Here is a 17691-nt window from a genome sequence, read left to right as displayed (position 1 = left end):
CGCTCGCGAATTTAAAACCGCCATCAAAACAAGGCGCTAGGGTGTGTCGCTACCGCCGGCCGGCGCTTGCGATATCGTAGAAGCGTGTTGGCCGGATCGGCAGGAACCTGCCCGGCCTGCTCTCGCTCACGCCTATCCCTTCAGTTTCATGATGTTCATGATGTGCGGCCATGTCTGATTCCAGTCACGATAAATCCGGTCAGGACCCGCGCGCGACGCCGGCCGATCAAGCCCAGACCCGACCCCAGGCTCAAGCCCAGGCCCAAGCAGCGGATACCCCGTCGACGGCGACACGGCGCCTCGTGCCGGACCGCTACGACGTCGAGGAAGCCGCGCAGCGCACGCAGATCGAGCGGCGCAGATACCAGATGTACCCGCGTCTGAGCGAAGCGCGCATCGCGAAGATTGCGCGCTTTGGCTGCACCGAATACTGGAAAGCCGGCACCGTCATGTTTCGTACCGGCGAGCCGAGCGAAGGCATGCGTGTGCTGGTGAGCGGCAGCGTGGAAATCACCGCGCGGGACGGCTTTGGCGCTTCGCGGGTTTTCGAGGAGATCAGCGCAGGGCAGTTTCTCGGGGAAACCGCTACGTTGAGCGGCAAACCGTATCTGGTCGACGCGTTGGCGCTGACCGACGTCCAGGTCATCCTCGTGTCGCCCGAACAGTTACGCTCGCTGATGGTCGCGGAAGCGCAACTGGGTTCGGAAATCATGCGCGCGTTTATCTTGCGGCGCGTGGGGCTGATCCAGGACGGCAGCGGCCCGATCGTGATCGGCCGGGCGGCGGATCCGGCCTTGCTCGCGCTCACCGATACGCTGCGGCGGGCCAATCATCCGCATCGCGTGCTCGATCCGCAAGCGGAGCGCGATGCGGCCGAATTGCTCGCGCATGTGTCGCTCGACGATGCGCAATTGCCGATGGTGGTGCTGGTCAACGGCACGATCCTGCAGAACCCCGGCGAAGTCGGTCTGACGCGGGCGCTGGGCATCCTTTCCGGCTTCGACGAAGCGCGGCTCTACGACGTGGTGGTGGTCGGCTCAGGGCCGGCCGGGCTCGCGTGTGCCGTGTATGCGGCATCGGAAGGCTTGTCGGTACTGGTCCTCGATGCCAAAGGTTTTGGTGGACAGGCGGGCGCCAGCGCACGGATCGAAAATTACTTCGGGTTCCCAACCGGAATCTCGGGGCATGTGCTGGTGAGCCGCGCGTTCGAACAGGCCGTCAAGTTCGGTGCGGATATCGTGATCCAGTCGAAGGTGACGCGCCTGAACTGCGCGATGACGCCGCTGCAGGTCGAACTCGCCGATGGCCGCATGGCGCGATCCCGCACCGTCGTGATCGCCAGTGGCGCGGCTTACCGGCGGCCGCGCATCGAGGGCCTCGAGCGGGTCGCCGGCCGTGGGGTGTATTTCTGGGCATCGTCGATCGAAGGCAGGCTGTGCCGCGATACCGAGATCGTGCTGGTCGGCGGCGGAAATTCGGCGGGGCAGGCGATCGTGTTTCTGGCCAGTTATGCGTCGCATGTTCATGTGCTGGTCAGACGCGATGGCTTGAGCCACTCGATGTCGCACTATCTGATGTCGCGCGTGATGGCGCTGGCGAATGTGTCGATTCACACGCAGGCCGCGCTCGAATCGGTGGATTGCGACGACGACGGCTTGACCGCTTTGACGTTCACGACGCCGGCCGGGCAGAGGTCGATTCGAACCCGGCATCTGTTCCTGTTCACCGGTGCGGAACCCAGCACCGACTGGCTGCACGACTGCGGCGTCGAAGTGGACGACCGCGGTTTCGTGTTGACCGGCAACACTGAACGACCGGACGGCTCGGGGCAGCGCTTTGCATTCGAGACGAACGTGTCGGGCGTGTTCGCGGTGGGCGATGTGCGATCGTCATCGATCAAGCGGGTCGCGTCGTCGGTCGGCGAGGGCGCGGCCGTGGTGTCGGAAATTCATGCGCTGCTGGCGGCGCGCCGTTTACAACCGCCCGATGGTGCGGGCGCAGCCTAGTTCGACAGGGCTCGCCTCGCGCTCGCGTTGCAACCGGACGGCGAGATCGTGGACAACGGCCGCGGTGTCGCGGGGCGGCGCGCTTGTCGACTTTCAGGGTGCCGCATTGCCCGAAGGCGGCGCACCGATCGTCGTGCGGTCCGCCGCCCCGCCGGGATTTGCCTGCGATGCCGCGTTCCATTGAAGAATGCGTGCCTGGGCTGCGAGGATATCGTCAGGATAATTCGGCTCTGCGCTGCGAGCGGGGTTATAGCCGGCTCGTTCAAGCTGTTCGAGTTCGGCGCGTACTTGCGCGCGGGTGACTGTCCCGTCTCCCTGCGCAGAGGACGTGACGGCTGGGGTGGCGAGTACAGAGGCAATCGCAATGGCGCGGATGAGCGTCTTCATGATGATGAGCTCCGGTGTTACTTCAGACAACGAACAGCAAGCACCCCGACTATTACCCCGTTCAAGCATTATTCGCTTTCTAATGAATCGATCTTCAAACAGCCGCGGCTGCGCGAAGACACGGATTCGGCGCATCGATGCGCTGGACAGCCGGGGCGGTCAGGGAGGCAGCGTGGTCGCTGTGAGAACGGATGGGCGCTCGAGTCTTCAGCATAGGCGCGCGCAGCGGATGCGGCCACGGCGAATCGCTCGCTATGCGCGGTAATGCCTGTTTGCTGCCTGCAACCGGCGAATGCCGGCGCAAACGCGCGGGTCGCGCGGGCAGTGGTATGAGAATACGCCGGCGTGAGTGTGAGATGCCACCCAGCGCCGATGACGTGCGCGGCGCGCGGCCGGCGCCACGCAGTCATCGGCATGGCCGACCTCGCGGACCTCGCGGATCCGCCTCTGCCGGTCGACGTCCGCCGTTAGCGGCGCGCCGATGTGCGTCCCGGTCCCATCGTCTGAAATACGCCGTCGCGCCGGATCAGCGCGTGATAAAGCGCCGCGGCCAGATGAACCACGATCAGCGCAAAGAAACACAGTGCCAGAAAATGATGCGCATTCCACAGCAACGTGTGCAGCTCGTTGCTATGCGGCGCGATCGGCGGCAGGCGCATGCCGGCCACCACGACCGGATAGTCCGCAGCCGACAGCATGCCCCAGCCGAGCAGCGGCAGCGCGATCATCAGCGCGTAGAACACGAGGTGCGACAGGTGCGCGGCGAGCTTCATCGGCGGCGGCATATCGAGCGGCAGCGGCGGCGCGCCGCGCATCAGCCGCACCACCAGACGGATCAGCGCGAGGATCAGGATGGCGATGCCGAGCGGTTTGTGAATCGACACCAGCGTCAGGTATTTGGGCTTGACCGTCGACACCATGCCGACGCCAATGAACAGCATCGCGAGGATGCAGATCGCCATCAGCCAGTGGAGCGCGCGTTGTAGCGGCGTGAAACGCGTAGCGGGTGCGTTCATGGTGCGGATCCTTTCGCCGGGGTATGCGGATAGTCGCGGTCTTCAGCGGTCCTGCGGTTGAACGACACGGCATACGCAGCCGAGCGTGCGGCGGGAAACGGATCGTCGGACACATGCATGCCCGGCGGCAACACCGTCGGATCGAAGTTCAGATCGCGGCACGGACCGTCGGGTTCGGGCTCGATCGCCGTCACGATCAGCGTGCCGGCTTCGATCTTGCGGCGATCGTCGGGCCACACGCGGGTCGGGTCGGCACTCGGGTCGCCGGGGTTCGCGACGGTGACCACCAGCGTCCAGCGTTGCGGCGCACTGCCGACCCGCTGCGTGATGTCGGTGTCGAGGAAGTCCGGGCCGCGCTGCTTCAGTTCGTCGGCGCTCAGCAACTCAGGCTTCGCCGCGGGCACGAACGACCAGCGCACGATGCTGTCCTGTCCGCCGGCATTGGTGAAGATGAAGCTGTTCAGGCTGTTGTACTGCTCCTGCGCATACGACGCGGTCATCGGCGTCTTGCTCGCCCACTCGGCGAACGGGGCGAACTCAGGATGCGCGGCCATGAACTGCTTCATCGCATCCGGGTCGTCCTTGCGTCCGGCGGCTTCCAGCAACGCGTAAAAGGCCTGTGGCGTCGACACCGCGAAGAACGGCGCATCGATCATCGCGGTGCGCCATTCGGTGCCGTCCGGTGCGACGACACGCAAGCCGAGACCGCGTACACGAACGGTCGGGTCGGCGGCCTTGGGGTTTGGCGTTCCAAGATTGAACCGTCCGACGACCGGATAGGAACCGGCTGCGAGAATCGGCGCCTTCGACACCGACGCGGCCGTGCCATTGGACTCGAACGTGCCGGTGAAGCAGATGCCTTTGGCATGATTGCGCCGGTATCCCAGCGCGGGGCCGCCGGGCGGCGCCAATGCATCGACGAGGCCGGCTGGTGTGAGCCGACGTGGCGTCAGCCAGCCGGCGGTGTAGGCAAAAATGGCGACCAGCACCACGACGACAACTGCGATAAGCACGAACGAAGCAGCCGCAGGGCGGCTGGAGCTCGGTTTGTCATCCATCGGACTTCTCCGGGCAGCGATTGGGGGGCAATCTATCGGGCGCAGTCTGTATCCAGTCCACCGATGGCACGGGCAAAGTTCGCCTTGCCTCGCAGACAACCGTGATTGTGCCGCGTTTCATAAATGTTGTCGGCGCCGGCTGCCGGGCGCTGCGTGGGCAGGCTTCGCGTGGCATCGCTCAGTGCGCAACGCTGGAGTCAGCTCGGCCAGGCCTTCAGGGCGGTCTCGACGGTGCGATAGAGGTCGTCGCGCGTGACCCCTGACTGCGCGGCGAGCGCCAGTCCCCATCCGACCACCAGCACGAAGTCCGCCAGTTGGCCTGGATCGCAATCGGCCGGTAGATCGCCCGCCTGCTGGGCGTGTTGCAGACGCTCGCGCAGTCTTCCTCGCCGTGCCTCGCGAAGGGCGGCGAGTTCATGCCGCAAGGGTGTTGCGCCTTCGTTATAGGGAAACGAGCAGTTCACCGCTAGGCAGCCAGGCGGACAGTCAGGGTCCGTATAAAGCTGCGCGAGCCGGAGCAGGGTTTGCTCCGCGACCTCGCGCGCGCTCGGCTGGTTCAACGCATCTTCCGCATAGCTCAAACGCGTGCGCATGTACCGTTCGAGCACGCGCTTGAACAGCCCCTCCTTGCTGCCGAACGCAAAGTAAAAGCTGGGCGGCGTAACCCCCATCGCCGTGGTCAGGTCGGACAGCGACGTGCGTTCATAGCCATGTCGCCAGAACAGGTCGGTGGCGATTTCCAGCGCCCGGTCGATCTCGAACACCCGTGTTCTTGCCATCAGTTGCATGCCTCGTTGCCAGCGTGATCCCGATTATAGCCTTCACTATATTTCTTCCCTGGCCAGCCGTGTCTTGCTAATATAGTGATCGATATAATTGAGCCGCGCGAGTGGCTCATGCGATCGGCAGCCGCAACAAAGGGCTGAGTGTTTTCTCTCTCAATGACGGAGGCAACGTGCAGTTCAAACAATTCGGCACAACCGGTTTGACGGTATCTCGTCTGTGCATAGGCACAGGAACATTTGGCAAGCAGACGGACGAAGCGCAGGCGCATCGAATGCTCGATAAGGCGGCCGACGCCGGCGTGAACTTCATCGACACCGCGGACATCTATCCGCCGGGTGCGGAGGTGGGCGGCGCGGAACTCATCACGGGCCGCTGGCTTGGCAACCGGCGCGGACGTTTTATCCTCGGCACCAAAGGCGGCGGCCGCATGGGGGCCGCCGCGTGGGATGTGGGCAACTCGCGCAAGCACCTGCTCGACGCCATCGATGCATCGTTGCGCCGCCTCAGGACGGACTACGTCGACCTGTATCAGCTGCATATGGACGACCCCGCCACACCGCTCGACGAAGTGGCGCACGCAATGGACACCATCGTGCGTACCGGCAAGGCGCGCTATATCGGTGTCTCCAACTTCCTCGCTTACCGGCTGGCCCGGGCACTGGGACGACAGGACACGCTCAGGCTGGTCCGTTTTGTGTCGGCGCAACCGCGTTACAACCTGCTGTTTCGCGAAGTCGAGCGCGATCTTTTCCCATTGGCACAGGAAGAGGGGATCGCGGTGATTCCGTTCAATCCGCTCGCCGGCGGACTGCTGAGCGGTCGATACAGGCATGACGAGACGCCTGACACCGGCCGCTTTTCGTCGGAACTCGGCGGGTTCGGTGCGATGTATCACGCGCGTTACTGGCATGAGCGTGCGTTTGCGACGGTCGAGAAAATCCAGCAGATTGCCGCGCAGCGACAAACGCCGATGCCGACCTTGTCGATTGCTTGGGTGCTGGCCCATCCCGCGATCACTTCGGTCATTCTCGGTGCCAGTCGGCTCGAGCACCTGACCGACACGTTGGCTGCCGTGGATTACGCACTCGACGGCACGGTAAAGGCGCAACTGGACGAGGTCAGCATCGAGTATCGCAAGGGCGACGCGGGGAAGTAAGCGGCACGCCCGCGCTTACTCCATCGGATGGATCGACGGCTGATCGCGCCGCTGCGCTTGCACGCGAAACGGCTGGCCACGGGTGAGTGGCCCAGCCGGGAAGCTTTAGTCCGGGCGTGCCGCTCGCTCAATGTCCCGCGATCTGGCCGCCGTCGACGTGCAGGATTTCGCCGGTGACGAAAGCGGCGTCTTCGAGATACAGGATTGCCTGCACGATGTCGTCGACTTCACCCATCCGGTTGAGCGGGTGAAACGCTGCCAGTGCCTGGTACGCTTCGGGGGCGTGCATCGGAGTCTTGATCAGTCCCGGCGCCACGGCGTTGACGCGAATATTGCGGCGCGCGTATTCGATCGCGAGGCCGCGCGTCGCTGCAGTCAGGCCGCCCTTTGTTATCGATGCAAGCACGGCAGGAATGGCCGAATTGGCATGCTCGACCAGCGTCGTCGTAATCTGGACCACGTGCCCGCCGCCTTGCTCGAGCATGGCCTCGATGGCAGGCTGGGTGATGAAGAAAAAGCCGTCCAGATTGGTCGCGAGGACGTTCCGGTATTGCTGCTCCGTACACTTGACGAATTCGCCGGCGACAAAAATTCCGGCATTGTTGATCAGCGTGTCCACGCGCCCGAAGCGAGACAGCGCTGCGTCGATGACCTTCTTTCCGGTAGCGGGGTCACCGATATCGGCTGCGATCGTCAGATAGTCAGGGTCATCGGATGGCTTGATCGAGCGCGACGTGCCGACGACACGATAGCCCCGGTTCCGCAAAGCCTTGACGATACCTTCGCCCAGACCCTGCGACGCGCCGGTTACCACCGCTACTTTCGAGTTGGTTTGCTGCACGGTTCACCTTGCTTCGTTGGGTTGTAGAGGCGCTGATTGTCGCGATTCTTTCACCGTCGGCGTACCTGAAATGCCCGAAACAAGTATGGGCGTGCGAGTTTGACAAGACCGATCGTGTGAGAAACGGGCAACCGCTCGCTTCAGCGCGAGCGGCGCTTCGCCATCGCGCTATCGCCATTCGATTGCGTTGGCCGGCACAGCGGGGAGCGCCTGGCGGATCGCCGGAAAAATCTGTCGCTCGAGAACCTGTCGTGTGACCATCGCCACTTCTTCGGTCAGGGTGGTCCACTCGCCTGTGCGAAACAGCAGAAAGAAGTTACGGCAACCCAGCGGGCTCGCCGGCAAGGTCAGGACCTGCACGTCCGGCAAGCAATGGCGCGATTGCCACAGGCACAAGGGTGTCGTTACCGCATAGCCGAGTCCTGACGCGACCATGCTCAGCAGTGCATCGGTTGCGTCGAACTCAAGCCTGCGGGGTGCAGCGAGCCCGATATGCCGCAGATAGCGGTCGATCTGCTGTCCGATGATCGAGCGCCTCGAATACCGCAAGAGCGGCAAATCTGCAAATCCGCTCAACGCCGATGTCGGCATCGGGTCCAGCGATCTGGGCGCGACTGCGACGAACATTTCAGTGAATAGCAGCCGCTGCTCGATCTTCGGATCGGACATCGGCCATTCGGTACAGATCGCCAGATCGAGTTCGCGCTTTTGCAACTGCTCGCTGAGCATCGGCGTCAGGCCTGTCCATAGTGCGATCTGCCCGGCGGTTCCGGACATCGCGCGCACCAGCGGCGGGCCGACTGTCGCGGCGAACGAATCGACCGCACCAAGCCTGATCTGCGCGTGTTCGGACTGCGCAACATCGAGCAGTCGCTCCGATACGGAATGGGCATGCCCCAGCAGGTCTTTGGCGAGTTCGAGCAGCAGGCGCCCCGCGGCAGTGGGTCGCGATGGCCGGAAGTCGCGATCGAACAGCAGCACGTGGTTTTGCGTCTCGAGGTTCTTTACCTGCTGGCTGATCGCGCTTTGTGTGACGTTGAGCTTGCGCGCGGCGTCGATCATCGAGCCACTTTCGCAGATCGCGACGAAGGCTTCGAGCGCATGTAAATCGAAGGTGAGCTTTTTCATACCATGACGACGTGTGCACGAAACAGGCTCATCTTAAGCTTGTCTTCATCAGGTGGCAAAGCTGCCACGCTCGCGGCATGTTGCGTGCGTTGCATGCGTTGCGTGCGACGAGCCGGTTTCATCGCATGCATCAGACTTTGCGCACGTCGGCGAATCGCGTGTAGACATTAACGGCGCCCAGCGAGATGCCCGACACGCCGTTGCGCTGTACGGCAATATCGCGCTTCTGCAAAAGGAAGATAAACGGCGCAACCTCGGCAAAACGCTTTTGTATGTCGGTGTAGATCGACAGTCGCTTGACCGGGTCCATTTCCTCTTGCGCGGCCAGTTCCGCGGCATTCAGTTTCGCGTCGACGAAGTGCGCGTTCCATGCGCCGTTCCGGTTGTGGCTGTTCGCGCTGTCATCGCGATTCGTGCAGTAATACGACGTGAATGAGCTGGGATCCAGGTGGTCCGCGCCGAAGCGTCCCAACGACATTTGATGCGTGCGCGAGCGACGCTTGGCAAGCACCTGCCCGTTGCTGCCCGAAAGCAGTTCGACGCGAATGCCGATCTGTCCAAGATCGGATTGCAGTGCCTGTGCAATGTCGACATACGGCCAGGTGTTCGGGTGATCGAGCGTGACCTGAAATCCGCCTGCCAACCCAGCCTGTGCCATCAGCGCCTTTGCCTTGCCGACGTCGTGCTGGAAGAACCGTGTGCCGATCGCGCCGGGCGCGCCCTTCGGAAGCAGAGATTGCCACACGGTCCATAGCCTCGGCGTGATGTTGTGCGCGATTGCGTCGTAATCGATTGCCCATTTGATCGCCTGACGCACCTCTACCTTTTGAAATTGCGGCACGGCAGTGTTGACCTGCAGTAGTAGCAGCGTCAGCGCGTCCTTTTCGATCACGTTCAGACCGGGGTCGCCGGCAAGCGTCTTCAACTGGTCCGAGCCCAGTGAGCGGCCGATGTCCATATCGCCGCGCCGCAGCAGCAGCAACTCCGTCGCCGGCTCGGGCATATGACGGAACGCGAGACGCGGCGTACGCGGTTTGATCGCCGCGTTCGGATTCGCATCGAGAATAATGTGGTCGCTTGCCTGCCACACGGAAAGCCGATATGAGCCCGCTCCGGCCGAATGCGTACGCAACCATGCATTGCCGAGGTCGGCGTTCTTTTCGTTGGCGAGCACGGTCTTCCGGTCGACTACGGCGGCACAGGTGGTGCTCAGCGTCGCAAGCACGAGGCCGCTTGCGCGCGGCTGGGGCAGTGTCAAGACAACCGTGTCGGGCGCGCTCGCGCGCACCACGGTATCCACGTTGACATGATTGATCCCGAGCGGGATCAGCATGAAACTGGCAGCCCGGTTCAGACGCATCACGCGCTGCAGACTGAACACGACATCGTCTGCCGTGACCGGCGCGCCGCTCTCGAAACGGTTGCCCGGACGCAATCTGAACGTGTACTGCGTGCCGTCCGGCGACACACTCCAGCTCTGTGCGAGATCGCCGGTGAGTTGACCCGGGTTCGCGGGATCGGCGGTAAATAGCATGCGGTACAGGTTGCCGATCGTCTCCGAGCTGACGTCGTAGGCTTCCGCGGGATCGAATCCGTTGACAATGCCGTCAATCGTCTGGCCGACCACAACCATCGCTTTGGGGGTGGCAGCGCCAGCCGGTTTCGACAGTCCATATACGCCGGCGGTGAGGGCCGCGGTCTGGGCAAGAAAGGTCCGGCGGCTCGATTGCATAGAAATCCTCTTCGTAGTCTGACGATTGTTGTGATCCGGCCAAAGCGGTCGTGCCGCGATCGTAGTGGCGCCGAAAAGCGCGGCCCGGTGGTTCGCGCAAACTGATGGTTAGCATAAGGTGAAACTTAACAAGCGCTGCCTGGGCCGGTTGGATTGACTGCGGGGTAGTCGCATTGGCGATCAGCTTCATGCACGATAAATCAATGCATTAGAAAAACTTAAGCTTGGGACTTTTTGTTTCTGGCGTCTTACGCTGCGCTCATTCCGTCGAGTCAAAAGTAAAGCGCGTGCGACGGAGCCCGCAGCGCGCAGAAGATTGCGTGATCATATAAATCGCAAGGCCCTGTCGCCAGTGACAGGTACCCTGAGGAGACACAATCGTGGTGAAGTCATTTCCGCGCAAACGCGCGCCCCGGCGAAGAGGGCCAGGCCGCGCGCTTGCCTCGCTTTCCAGCATGCTGGCGACGCTGTTCGGCTTGATGCTGGCGACGTTTCTGATCGGGCGAACCATTCCGGTCGACCCGGTCATCGCGATCGTCGGTGAGCGTGCGACACCTGATGTCGTGGCGCGTGTCCGGGAGGAGCTCGGACTCGATCGCCCGCTGCTCGAACAGTTCTGGATCTATCTGAAGCATCTTGTGCATGGCGATCTGGGCGCATCGGTGATGACGTCGCATACCGTCGTCGAGGACGTGCTGCACTTCTTTCCCGCCACACTCGAACTCGCGAGCATCGCGATGATCATCGCCGTGCTGGTAGGCGTGCCGCTCGGCGTGATGTCCGCGTCGCGACAGGGCTCGGTGTTCGACAATGTGGTGCGCTTCGTCAGTATTTCCGGTCAGTCCACACCGGTCTTCGTGCTCGGTCTGATTGCGTTGCTGATGTTCTACGTCAAACTGGGCATCGCGCCCGGTATCGGCCAACAGGATCTGGGTTTCGAGGGCACCGTGCCGGAGCACACCGGCGCGCTCATTATCGATGCCGCCCTCGACGGGCAGTGGGACGCCTTTCGCGATGCGCTAGCCCATCTGGTCCTGCCGTCGCTGGTGCTCGCGTACGTCAGCTGCTCGATGATTACCCGAATGACGCGCACCTTCATGCTCGACGCGCTGGGCGGCGAATACGTCGTGACGGCGCGTGCGAAAGGGCTATCCGCGATGCGCGTACTGTGGCGACACGCATTCCCGAATGTCGCCGGACGTCTGGTGATGGTGATCGTGCTCGGCTATGCCGGCTTGCTCGAGGGCGCAGTGCTGACGGAAACCGTATTCGGCTGGCCAGGGCTTGGCCTCTATCTGACGCAATCTCTGCTCAATGCCGATATGAACGCGGTGCTCGGCGCGACGCTTGTGATCGGCGGCATCTATGTCGTCCTCAACCAGGTAGCGGACGTCGCCTATCTGATTCTCGACCCGCGGGTGAAATCTTGAACAAATCGCTTTGCGTCGCCTATTCGAACCGCAAACCAGGCCGCCTGCGTGCGTGGCTGCTCAGCGAGACACCGGCGTCTCGCCGGCACGCCGGCTGGGTGCGAGCCTACCGTGGTTGGCTGCAGTTTCGCCGCAATCATCTCGCGATGGCCGGGCTCGTGGCACTGCTGTTGATCGTGTGCGCATCGCTTTGTGCGCCGCTGTTCGCGATGCATTCCCCGGTTGCGCAGGATCTGTCGCACCGGCTTGCGATGCCATCGGCCATTCACTGGCTCGGCACGGACGAGCTCGGCCGCGATACGTTCAGCCGCCTGGTATATGGCGGACGCGTCACGCTCGGGATGGTCATCGCGGTGGTGATCGTGGTCGCACCATTTGGGCTGATGATCGGTGCGGTCGCGGGCTACGCGGGTGGCTGGATCGATCGTGCGTTGATGCGTGTCACGGATCTGTTTCTCGCCTTTCCGAAACTCGTACTCGCGCTTGCGCTGGTTAGCGCGATGCGGCCGGGCCTTGGCAGTGTGGTCGCCGCGATTGCGCTGACCGCGTGGCCGCCGTATGCGCGATTGGCCCGCGCGGAAACGCTGTCGATCCGGCATTCGGACTTTATCGCGGCGGTCCGGCTCACGGGCGCCTCGGCGCCGCGTATTCTGCTTCGGCATATCGCGCCGCTGTGCGTGTCGTCGCTGATCGTGCGGGTTGCGCTCGATATGAGCGGCATCGTGTTGACCGCTGCCGGGCTGGGCTTCCTCGGCATGGGCGCGCAGGCGCCGACGCCGGAGTGGGGCACCATGATCGCGAGTACGCGCAGCCTGATCCTCGAGCAGTGGTGGGTGCCGACGATTCCAGGCATCGCTATCTTCATCGCTTCCCTATCGTTCAATTTACTCGGCGACGGTCTGCGCGACGTGCTCGACCCGAAATCGGATTAAGTTCATGAAGCTCACCGTCAACAACTTGCGCGTGACATTTCCTTCGCCACACGGACCCGTCGAAGCGGTTCGCGGCGTTTCCTTTGAAATGGGCGCGGAAAAACTCGGTATCGTCGGCGAGTCCGGCTCCGGAAAATCATTGTCGGCGCGTTCAATCCTGCGGCTGTTGCCGCCGCGTGCCAAGGCGAGCGCCGATGCGCTGACGATCGACGGCACCGACATCCTCGCCGCAAGCGAACGCACGATGTGCAAAATCCGCGGCAAGCGCGTCGGGCTGATCATGCAAGACCCGAAGTTCTCGCTGAATCCGGTGATGACCGTCGGCAGCCAGATCGCCGAAGCGTGGCGCACTCATCGGGGCGGCGGACGCAAGGAGGCGAAGGAAGCGGCCGTCGATCTGCTGGTGCAAATGCAGATACGTTCACCCGAACGGGTCGCGGCGGCGATGCCAGGCGAGCTGTCGGGAGGTATGGGGCAGCGGGCCATGATCGCGATGATGCTGGCGCCGGATCCGGAATTGCTGGTCGCCGATGAACCGACCAGCGCACTCGACGTCTCCGTTCAGGCTGAAATTCTGCGGCTGCTCGAAGAACTCGTCGATCAGCGCGGCATGGGACTGATGCTGATCAGTCACGATCTGCCTATGGTGTCGCGCTTTTGCGATCGGGTTCTGGTGATGTACGCAGGGCGTGTGGTCGAAGAGCTGAAGGCTTCGGAGTTATTGCACGCACGTCATCCTTATACGCTCGGCCTGCTCGGCTGCCTGCCGTCGCTGAAGCATCGGAGGGCTCGACTGCAAACGCTGACCCGCAGCCCGGAATGGAGTGCCTCGTGATCGATCTCAACAACCTGAGCGTGCATTTCGGCGATTTCGAAGCAGTCAGGTCGATATCGCTGCAAGTGAAACGCGGCGCGGCCTTTGGCCTGGTGGGCGAAAGCGGCTCTGGAAAATCGACGGTGTTGCGCGCGATCGCGGGCCTGAATGCGTCATGGAGCGGACACCTGAGCGTGGACGGCATACCGCAGACGGCGAAGCGCTCGCGAGCGTTCTACCGGCAGGTGCAGATGGTGTTCCAGGATCCGTATGGTTCGCTGCATCCTCGTCAAACCGTCGACAGGGCGCTCAGCGAACCTCTGCTCGTGCATCGCATCGGCAATGTCGATGCGCGGATTTCGCGCGCACTCGACGAAGTGTCGTTGCCGGCGTCGGCGCGGTTTCGCTATCCGCATCAGCTATCCGGCGGTCAGCGCCAACGCGTTGCGATTGCCCGGGCCTTGATCGCGGAACCGCAAGTCCTGTTGCTCGATGAGCCAACCAGTGCACTGGACGTTTCGGTGCAGGCCGAAGTATTAAACCTGCTTTCGGATCTCCGCGAATTGCGCGGTCTGACTTACATCATGGTCGGGCACAACCTTGCGGCGGTCGCACATCTGTGCAGCACGATTGGCGTGATGCAGAACGGCGCGCTGCTCGAAACCGTATCGGCCGACGACCTGTGTGCGGGACATGTCCAGCACACGTACACGGAGCGCCTGCGCGAACTGAGCGTAGAGATTGATGCCATATAGCGAGGAAAAACACGACATGAGCAGTAAAACGGTAGAGGCCGTCATCAGCCGCGCTTTAGTGTGGGACAACCACGGATGCATGCCGCTACGAGCCGACGACGAATTTCTCGGACAGCTCGAACGCTATCGTCAGAGTGGGCACAACGTCGTATCGCTGAATGTCGGTTACGACATCAAGACGATAGAAGAGGATTTTCGCGTGCTTGCCCATTTCCGGCATTGGGTCAAGCGTCACCCGGACCGCTTTATTCTGGTCGAGACCGTGGATGACGTGATGCTTGCGAGGCGCACAGGCAAGCTCGCGGTAACCTTCGATCTCGAGGGGACGCGAGCGCTTGGCGACCAGTTGAGCATGATCGAGGCTTACTACGACCTGGGCGTTCGCTGGATGCTGATGGCCTATAACAAGAGCAACTCCGCCGGAGGCGGTTGCCAGGACGAAGACAACGGTTTGACCGCATTCGGCCGCGACGTACTGGACGAGATGCGACGCGTCGGGATGGTGCCGTGCTGTTCGCACGTCGGGTGGAAAACCGCCCGTGAAGTGCTGGCGTACGTCGATGGTCCGGTTATCTTTTCGCACTCTAACGCTTATGCGGTGTTCAATCACCAGCGCAATATTCCGGACGATCTGATCAAGGCCTGCGCTGCTTCCGGCGGAGTGATCGGCCTGAACGGCATAAGCCGCTTCATCGGCAAAAAAGCCGACGGCGAGCACGACAACAGTACCGGCGCAGTGTTTCGCCACCTCGACTATATGGTTCAGCTGGTCGGCCCCGATCATGTCGGGCTCGCGCTGGACTATGTGTTCGATCAGAACCAGTTGATGCATCACTTCAAGTCGAGACCGGATCTATTCCCGCCCGAGCTGGGATATATCAAACCGACGCCGATGGTCGAGCCGGAACGACTACCGGAGATTGTGCAGACGATGCTCGATCACGGTTATCCGGAAGAGGCGATGCTGAAGATTCTCGGTGGTAATCATCTGCGCGTCGCAAAGGCTTGCTGGAAATAGCCATTTGCACAGGCGGCGACAAAGCGAGGCATGAGCGCGGCGTATCGAGATGCGTCGCGGTCACTTCACATAAATATCCAGAATAGACTTTGTTTGTCATTCATATTATTCAAATTACTTCGTATAACGAAATGGCCAAAAAACTTGCAGGCTTCGTCACTCTGCTGGGTGCATTCGGAACGTCGATGACCGCTTCGGCGCAGAGCTCCGTTACGCTGTATGGCGTGGTGGATAATTCCGTTCAGTACATCCACAATGCCGGCGGCAAAAGTACCCGTTTTGCGATGCAATCGGGAAGCCAGACGGCTAGCCGCTGGGGAATGGTGGGAAGCGAAGATCTCGGTGGCGGCATGAAGGCAGTATTTCGCCTCGAGAACGGCTTTAACGTGGATACCGGCGCGCTGGGGCAGGGCGGCCGGCTGTTCGGTCGTCAGGCGTATGTCGGTCTCGCTTCGCCGAAGTGGGGCACGGTGACCCTCGGTCGCCAATACGACGCGATGCGCGATCTCGTCGAGCCGCTTCAAGGCAATTGGCAACTAGAATATTCGAGCACACCGGGCGATATCGACAATACGGACAACACGGTTCGCTTTAACAATACGATAAAGTGGACCAGTCCCATATGGGCGGGCGTGCAGGTCGTCGCAACCTATTCGGCCGGAGGCGTCTCGGGTTCCGTGGCGTCGGGCCAGTCATACAGCGCGGCGATCGACTACAAGCTGGACAAGTTCGCTATCGCAGGCGGGATGTTCCATATCGACAACGGCAGCGCGACCCTGTCGACGCGAGGCACGACGACGGCGGACAGTCTGTTCGGGTCGTCGGTGAACAGCGCTTACTCAACCGCCCGTTCGATCACCGTGGCGCGTATCGCTACGCAATACACGCTGGGCCAGGTGATGATCGGCGGTTACTATAGTTTTTCCGAGTACACCTCGGACGCGTCGTCGGCTTTCCGTGGAAGCGAACGTTACAACAATGGCTCGGTGTATGCGTTGTGGCATGTGACGCCGGCCTTCAGTGCGCAAATCGGTTACGACTACCTGAGGTCAAGCGGACATTCGTCGGCGACATACAATCAGGTAACCGGTGCGATCGACTATCTGTTGAGCAAGCGCACCGATCTCTACGCGATGGCCGGGTGGGTGCATGCGTCCGGCACCAATGGCCAGGGTGCCGCGCAAGCTGTGATCGCATCGTCGAACGTCAATGCAGGTGCAAACTGGCAGGCGCTGGCGGCGCTCGGTATCAGGCACAGGTTCTGACCCGGTCGCGACCGCCGGCATCACATCCGCGGCATCACATCCTGACTGGCTGGAAGAAATGGTGGGGATCGTACTTCTGCTTCAGGTCCTTCAGTCTTTGCAGGTTAGTGCCGAAGGCCGCCTCGATTTCGGAGGCTTGCCCGATTCCCACGTAGTTCAGAAGCGCGGCGCCGCTGGAGAACGGCCCGAGCTTCTGGCCACCTGTGCGCGCCCAGTCGATATGCCGGTCGCGCTCGCCGCGGTCGGTCCATTGTGCGGAAATCTGGATGTTATAGGCGACATTACGGTGCGCAAACGCGGTTGCCGTCGGCGCGATCCGGTTCGCCGCGCCGCCAAAACATTCGATAACAATCGAGCTCAACGGCGACCCGGCTTGACCGGCGTGCTCGATCAGCACGTCGATCAGGTCGTCGGAAAACTGCGTGACGAACGACGATTTCCAGTAGAAGGACGCGCGAGGCGGCCCGAGTTCGTCGATGGCTTTTTGCATCGCAGGCAGCGGCATGGCCTGCAAGGTATCGGCTATCGGATTACCGAAGTCGCGCAGCGGCTTTACGATACGTTCACCACTGGCTGGATCGCCGCAGTAACACAGTAACAGCCCCGCGGCAGGCGTACCGTCAGGCAGGGTAATCAGACCGCCATAGACGGTCAACTCATCCGGAGCGCTTTTCATGAACTCCCGGTAGTGACGCAGCACGGCGCTCGCATCGGCACGCGCATGGAGCACCATGCCGCCAAACACGGTAGATACAGGATGAGCGCGGTAAAGGAACGAAGTCACGACGCCGAAATTGCCTCCGCCGCCGCGCAATGCCCAGAACAGGTCCGCATGGTTGGTCGCATCGGCGGTCAGCACGGTACCTTCAGCGGTCACCACTTCAAAAGACAGGACGTTGTCGCATGTCAGGCCGTATTTTCTGGTGAGCCAGCCAACGCCGCCACCGAGTGTCAAACCGCCGATGCCCGTCTTCGACACCACGCCGAAAGGGACCGCAAGACCGTGCAAATGAGTCTCTCGATCGACATCACCGAGCAGCGCGCCACCTTGCGCTCTGACGGTACGATGCGCAGGGTCGACATAAACACCTCGCATCAGCGACAGGTCGATGACCAATCCGTCGTCGCAAACCGCACGCCCGCCGACGTTGTGGCCGCCACCGCGCACGACGGCAACGACGTCGTTGTTTCGGGCGAAGCGAATCGCGTCGATCACGTCTGCTGTTCCGCGACAACGTGCGATCAAGCCAGGCCGCCTGTCGATGTCGGCGTTCCATATCTTGCGGGCGTCGTCGTAGTCTGCGTGATCAGGCGGAACCAGTTGGCCGGAAAAATTCGCCGAGAAGGTTTCGATCACTGAGCGTTCG

At 62.1% G+C, this 17691-nt stretch carries 16 protein-coding genes; 8 read left to right on the top strand and 8 right to left on the bottom strand.

What is annotated here, in order from left to right:
* Positions 1 to 170: 170 nt before the first annotated feature.
* Positions 171 to 2006 (top strand): FAD-dependent oxidoreductase, encoded by a 1836-nt coding sequence (locus tag ACYVNQ_RS32360; protein ID WP_460908766.1) that lies wholly within the window; start codon positions 171 to 173, stop codon positions 2004 to 2006.
* Positions 2007 to 2099: 93 nt separating this feature from the next.
* Here the strand turns inward: ACYVNQ_RS32360 and ACYVNQ_RS32355 are convergent, their stop codons facing one another.
* The 4 genes from ACYVNQ_RS32355 to ACYVNQ_RS32340 form a co-directional block, all read right to left on the bottom strand.
* Positions 2100 to 2393, bottom strand: coding sequence for a DUF4148 domain-containing protein (locus ACYVNQ_RS32355; RefSeq protein WP_460908764.1), 294 nt, complete (start codon positions 2391 to 2393; stop codon positions 2100 to 2102).
* Between the two features lie 467 nt (positions 2394 to 2860).
* Positions 2861 to 3409 carry a cytochrome b gene (locus tag ACYVNQ_RS32350; RefSeq protein WP_460908761.1) on the bottom strand — a complete coding sequence of 183 codons (549 nt, stop codon included), beginning with the start codon at positions 3407 to 3409 and terminating at the stop codon, positions 2861 to 2863.
* Positions 3406 to 4467: a catalase family peroxidase gene (locus ACYVNQ_RS32345; protein WP_460908759.1), complete on the bottom strand. Its 1062-nt coding sequence runs from the start codon at positions 4465 to 4467 to the stop codon at positions 3406 to 3408. Before ACYVNQ_RS32345 ends, ACYVNQ_RS32350 begins: the two co-directional genes overlap by 4 nt.
* A gap of 197 nt (positions 4468 to 4664) precedes the next feature.
* Positions 4665 to 5255, bottom strand: a complete 591-nt coding sequence (locus ACYVNQ_RS32340) for a TetR/AcrR family transcriptional regulator (RefSeq protein ID WP_460908756.1) — start codon at positions 5253 to 5255, stop codon at positions 4665 to 4667.
* 167 nt (positions 5256 to 5422) lie between these two features.
* Between ACYVNQ_RS32340 and ACYVNQ_RS32335 the strand changes: the two genes are divergently transcribed.
* Positions 5423 to 6409, top strand: a complete 987-nt coding sequence (locus ACYVNQ_RS32335; RefSeq protein ID WP_460908754.1) for an aldo/keto reductase — start codon at positions 5423 to 5425, stop codon at positions 6407 to 6409.
* A 127-nt stretch (positions 6410 to 6536) separates the two neighbouring features.
* On the opposite strand, the gene ACYVNQ_RS32330 is transcribed toward ACYVNQ_RS32335, so the two are convergent.
* From ACYVNQ_RS32330 to ACYVNQ_RS32320, 3 genes are all read right to left on the bottom strand, one after another.
* The gene (locus tag ACYVNQ_RS32330; protein WP_460908752.1) at positions 6537 to 7250 is read right to left on the bottom strand and encodes an SDR family NAD(P)-dependent oxidoreductase; all 714 of its coding nucleotides are present in this window, start codon (positions 7248 to 7250) and stop codon (positions 6537 to 6539) included.
* Positions 7251 to 7418: 168 nt separating this feature from the next.
* The gene (locus ACYVNQ_RS32325; protein ID WP_460908749.1) at positions 7419 to 8378 is read right to left on the bottom strand and encodes a LysR family transcriptional regulator; all 960 of its coding nucleotides are present in this window, start codon (positions 8376 to 8378) and stop codon (positions 7419 to 7421) included.
* 130 nt (positions 8379 to 8508) lie between these two features.
* On the bottom strand, positions 8509 to 10110 hold the full coding sequence (locus ACYVNQ_RS32320; RefSeq protein ID WP_460908747.1) for an ABC transporter substrate-binding protein: 1602 nt from the start codon (positions 10108 to 10110) through the stop codon (positions 8509 to 8511).
* 455 nt (positions 10111 to 10565) lie between these two features.
* Between ACYVNQ_RS32320 and ACYVNQ_RS32315 the strand changes: the two genes are divergently transcribed.
* The 6 genes from ACYVNQ_RS32315 (at position 10566) to ACYVNQ_RS32290 (ending at position 16324) form a co-directional block, all read left to right on the top strand.
* On the top strand, positions 10566 to 11540 hold the full coding sequence (locus tag ACYVNQ_RS32315; RefSeq protein WP_460908745.1) for an ABC transporter permease: 975 nt from the start codon (positions 10566 to 10568) through the stop codon (positions 11538 to 11540).
* Positions 11537 to 12472 carry an ABC transporter permease gene (locus ACYVNQ_RS32310; RefSeq protein ID WP_460908743.1) on the top strand — a complete coding sequence of 312 codons (936 nt, stop codon included), beginning with the start codon at positions 11537 to 11539 and terminating at the stop codon, positions 12470 to 12472. The genes ACYVNQ_RS32315 and ACYVNQ_RS32310 overlap by 4 nt, the downstream gene beginning before the upstream one ends.
* A gap of 4 nt (positions 12473 to 12476) precedes the next feature.
* The gene (locus tag ACYVNQ_RS32305) at positions 12477 to 13307 is read left to right on the top strand and encodes an ABC transporter ATP-binding protein (RefSeq protein WP_460908741.1); all 831 of its coding nucleotides are present in this window, start codon (positions 12477 to 12479) and stop codon (positions 13305 to 13307) included.
* Positions 13304 to 14041 carry an ABC transporter ATP-binding protein gene (locus tag ACYVNQ_RS32300; RefSeq protein ID WP_460908739.1) on the top strand — a complete coding sequence of 246 codons (738 nt, stop codon included), beginning with the start codon at positions 13304 to 13306 and terminating at the stop codon, positions 14039 to 14041. Before ACYVNQ_RS32305 ends, ACYVNQ_RS32300 begins: the two co-directional genes overlap by 4 nt.
* 16 nt (positions 14042 to 14057) lie before the next feature.
* The gene (locus tag ACYVNQ_RS32295) at positions 14058 to 15059 is read left to right on the top strand and encodes a dipeptidase (RefSeq protein ID WP_460908737.1); all 1002 of its coding nucleotides are present in this window, start codon (positions 14058 to 14060) and stop codon (positions 15057 to 15059) included.
* Between the two features lie 131 nt (positions 15060 to 15190).
* Positions 15191 to 16324 carry a porin gene (locus ACYVNQ_RS32290; protein WP_460911163.1) on the top strand — a complete coding sequence of 378 codons (1134 nt, stop codon included), beginning with the start codon at positions 15191 to 15193 and terminating at the stop codon, positions 16322 to 16324.
* Between the two features lie 34 nt (positions 16325 to 16358).
* Here the strand turns inward: ACYVNQ_RS32290 and ACYVNQ_RS32285 are convergent, their stop codons facing one another.
* Positions 16359 to 17681: an FAD-binding oxidoreductase gene (locus tag ACYVNQ_RS32285; RefSeq protein ID WP_460908735.1), complete on the bottom strand. Its 1323-nt coding sequence runs from the start codon at positions 17679 to 17681 to the stop codon at positions 16359 to 16361.
* Positions 17682 to 17691: the final 10 nt, after the last annotated feature.

This window comes from Paraburkholderia jirisanensis, from assembly GCF_054782355.1.
Note: the sequence above shows the minus strand (reverse complement) of the source record. Positions and strands in the feature narration are given on the sequence as shown.

What these genes read in the sequence shown, in the direction of transcription:
- ACYVNQ_RS32360 (WP_460908766.1), top strand. Translation starts at nt 171, where the DNA reads ATGTCTGATTCCAGTCACGATAAATCCGGTCAGGACCCGCGCGCGACG.
- ACYVNQ_RS32355 (WP_460908764.1), bottom strand. Translation starts at nt 2,393, where the DNA reads ATGAAGACGCTCATCCGCGCCATTGCGATTGCCTCTGTACTCGCCACC.
- ACYVNQ_RS32350 (WP_460908761.1), bottom strand. Translation starts at nt 3,409, where the DNA reads ATGAACGCACCCGCTACGCGTTTCACGCCGCTACAACGCGCGCTCCAC.
- ACYVNQ_RS32345 (WP_460908759.1), bottom strand. Translation starts at nt 4,467, where the DNA reads ATGGATGACAAACCGAGCTCCAGCCGCCCTGCGGCTGCTTCGTTCGTG.
- ACYVNQ_RS32340 (WP_460908756.1), bottom strand. Translation starts at nt 5,255, where the DNA reads ATGCAACTGATGGCAAGAACACGGGTGTTCGAGATCGACCGGGCGCTG.
- ACYVNQ_RS32325 (WP_460908749.1), bottom strand. Translation starts at nt 8,378, where the DNA reads ATGAAAAAGCTCACCTTCGATTTACATGCGCTCGAAGCCTTCGTCGCG.
- ACYVNQ_RS32320 (WP_460908747.1), bottom strand. Translation starts at nt 10,110, where the DNA reads ATGCAATCGAGCCGCCGGACCTTTCTTGCCCAGACCGCGGCCCTCACC.
- ACYVNQ_RS32315 (WP_460908745.1), top strand. Translation starts at nt 10,566, where the DNA reads ATGCTGGCGACGCTGTTCGGCTTGATGCTGGCGACGTTTCTGATCGGG.
- ACYVNQ_RS32305 (WP_460908741.1), top strand. Translation starts at nt 12,477, where the DNA reads ATGAAGCTCACCGTCAACAACTTGCGCGTGACATTTCCTTCGCCACAC.
- ACYVNQ_RS32295 (WP_460908737.1), top strand. Translation starts at nt 14,058, where the DNA reads ATGAGCAGTAAAACGGTAGAGGCCGTCATCAGCCGCGCTTTAGTGTGG.
- ACYVNQ_RS32290 (WP_460911163.1), top strand. Translation starts at nt 15,191, where the DNA reads ATGGCCAAAAAACTTGCAGGCTTCGTCACTCTGCTGGGTGCATTCGGA.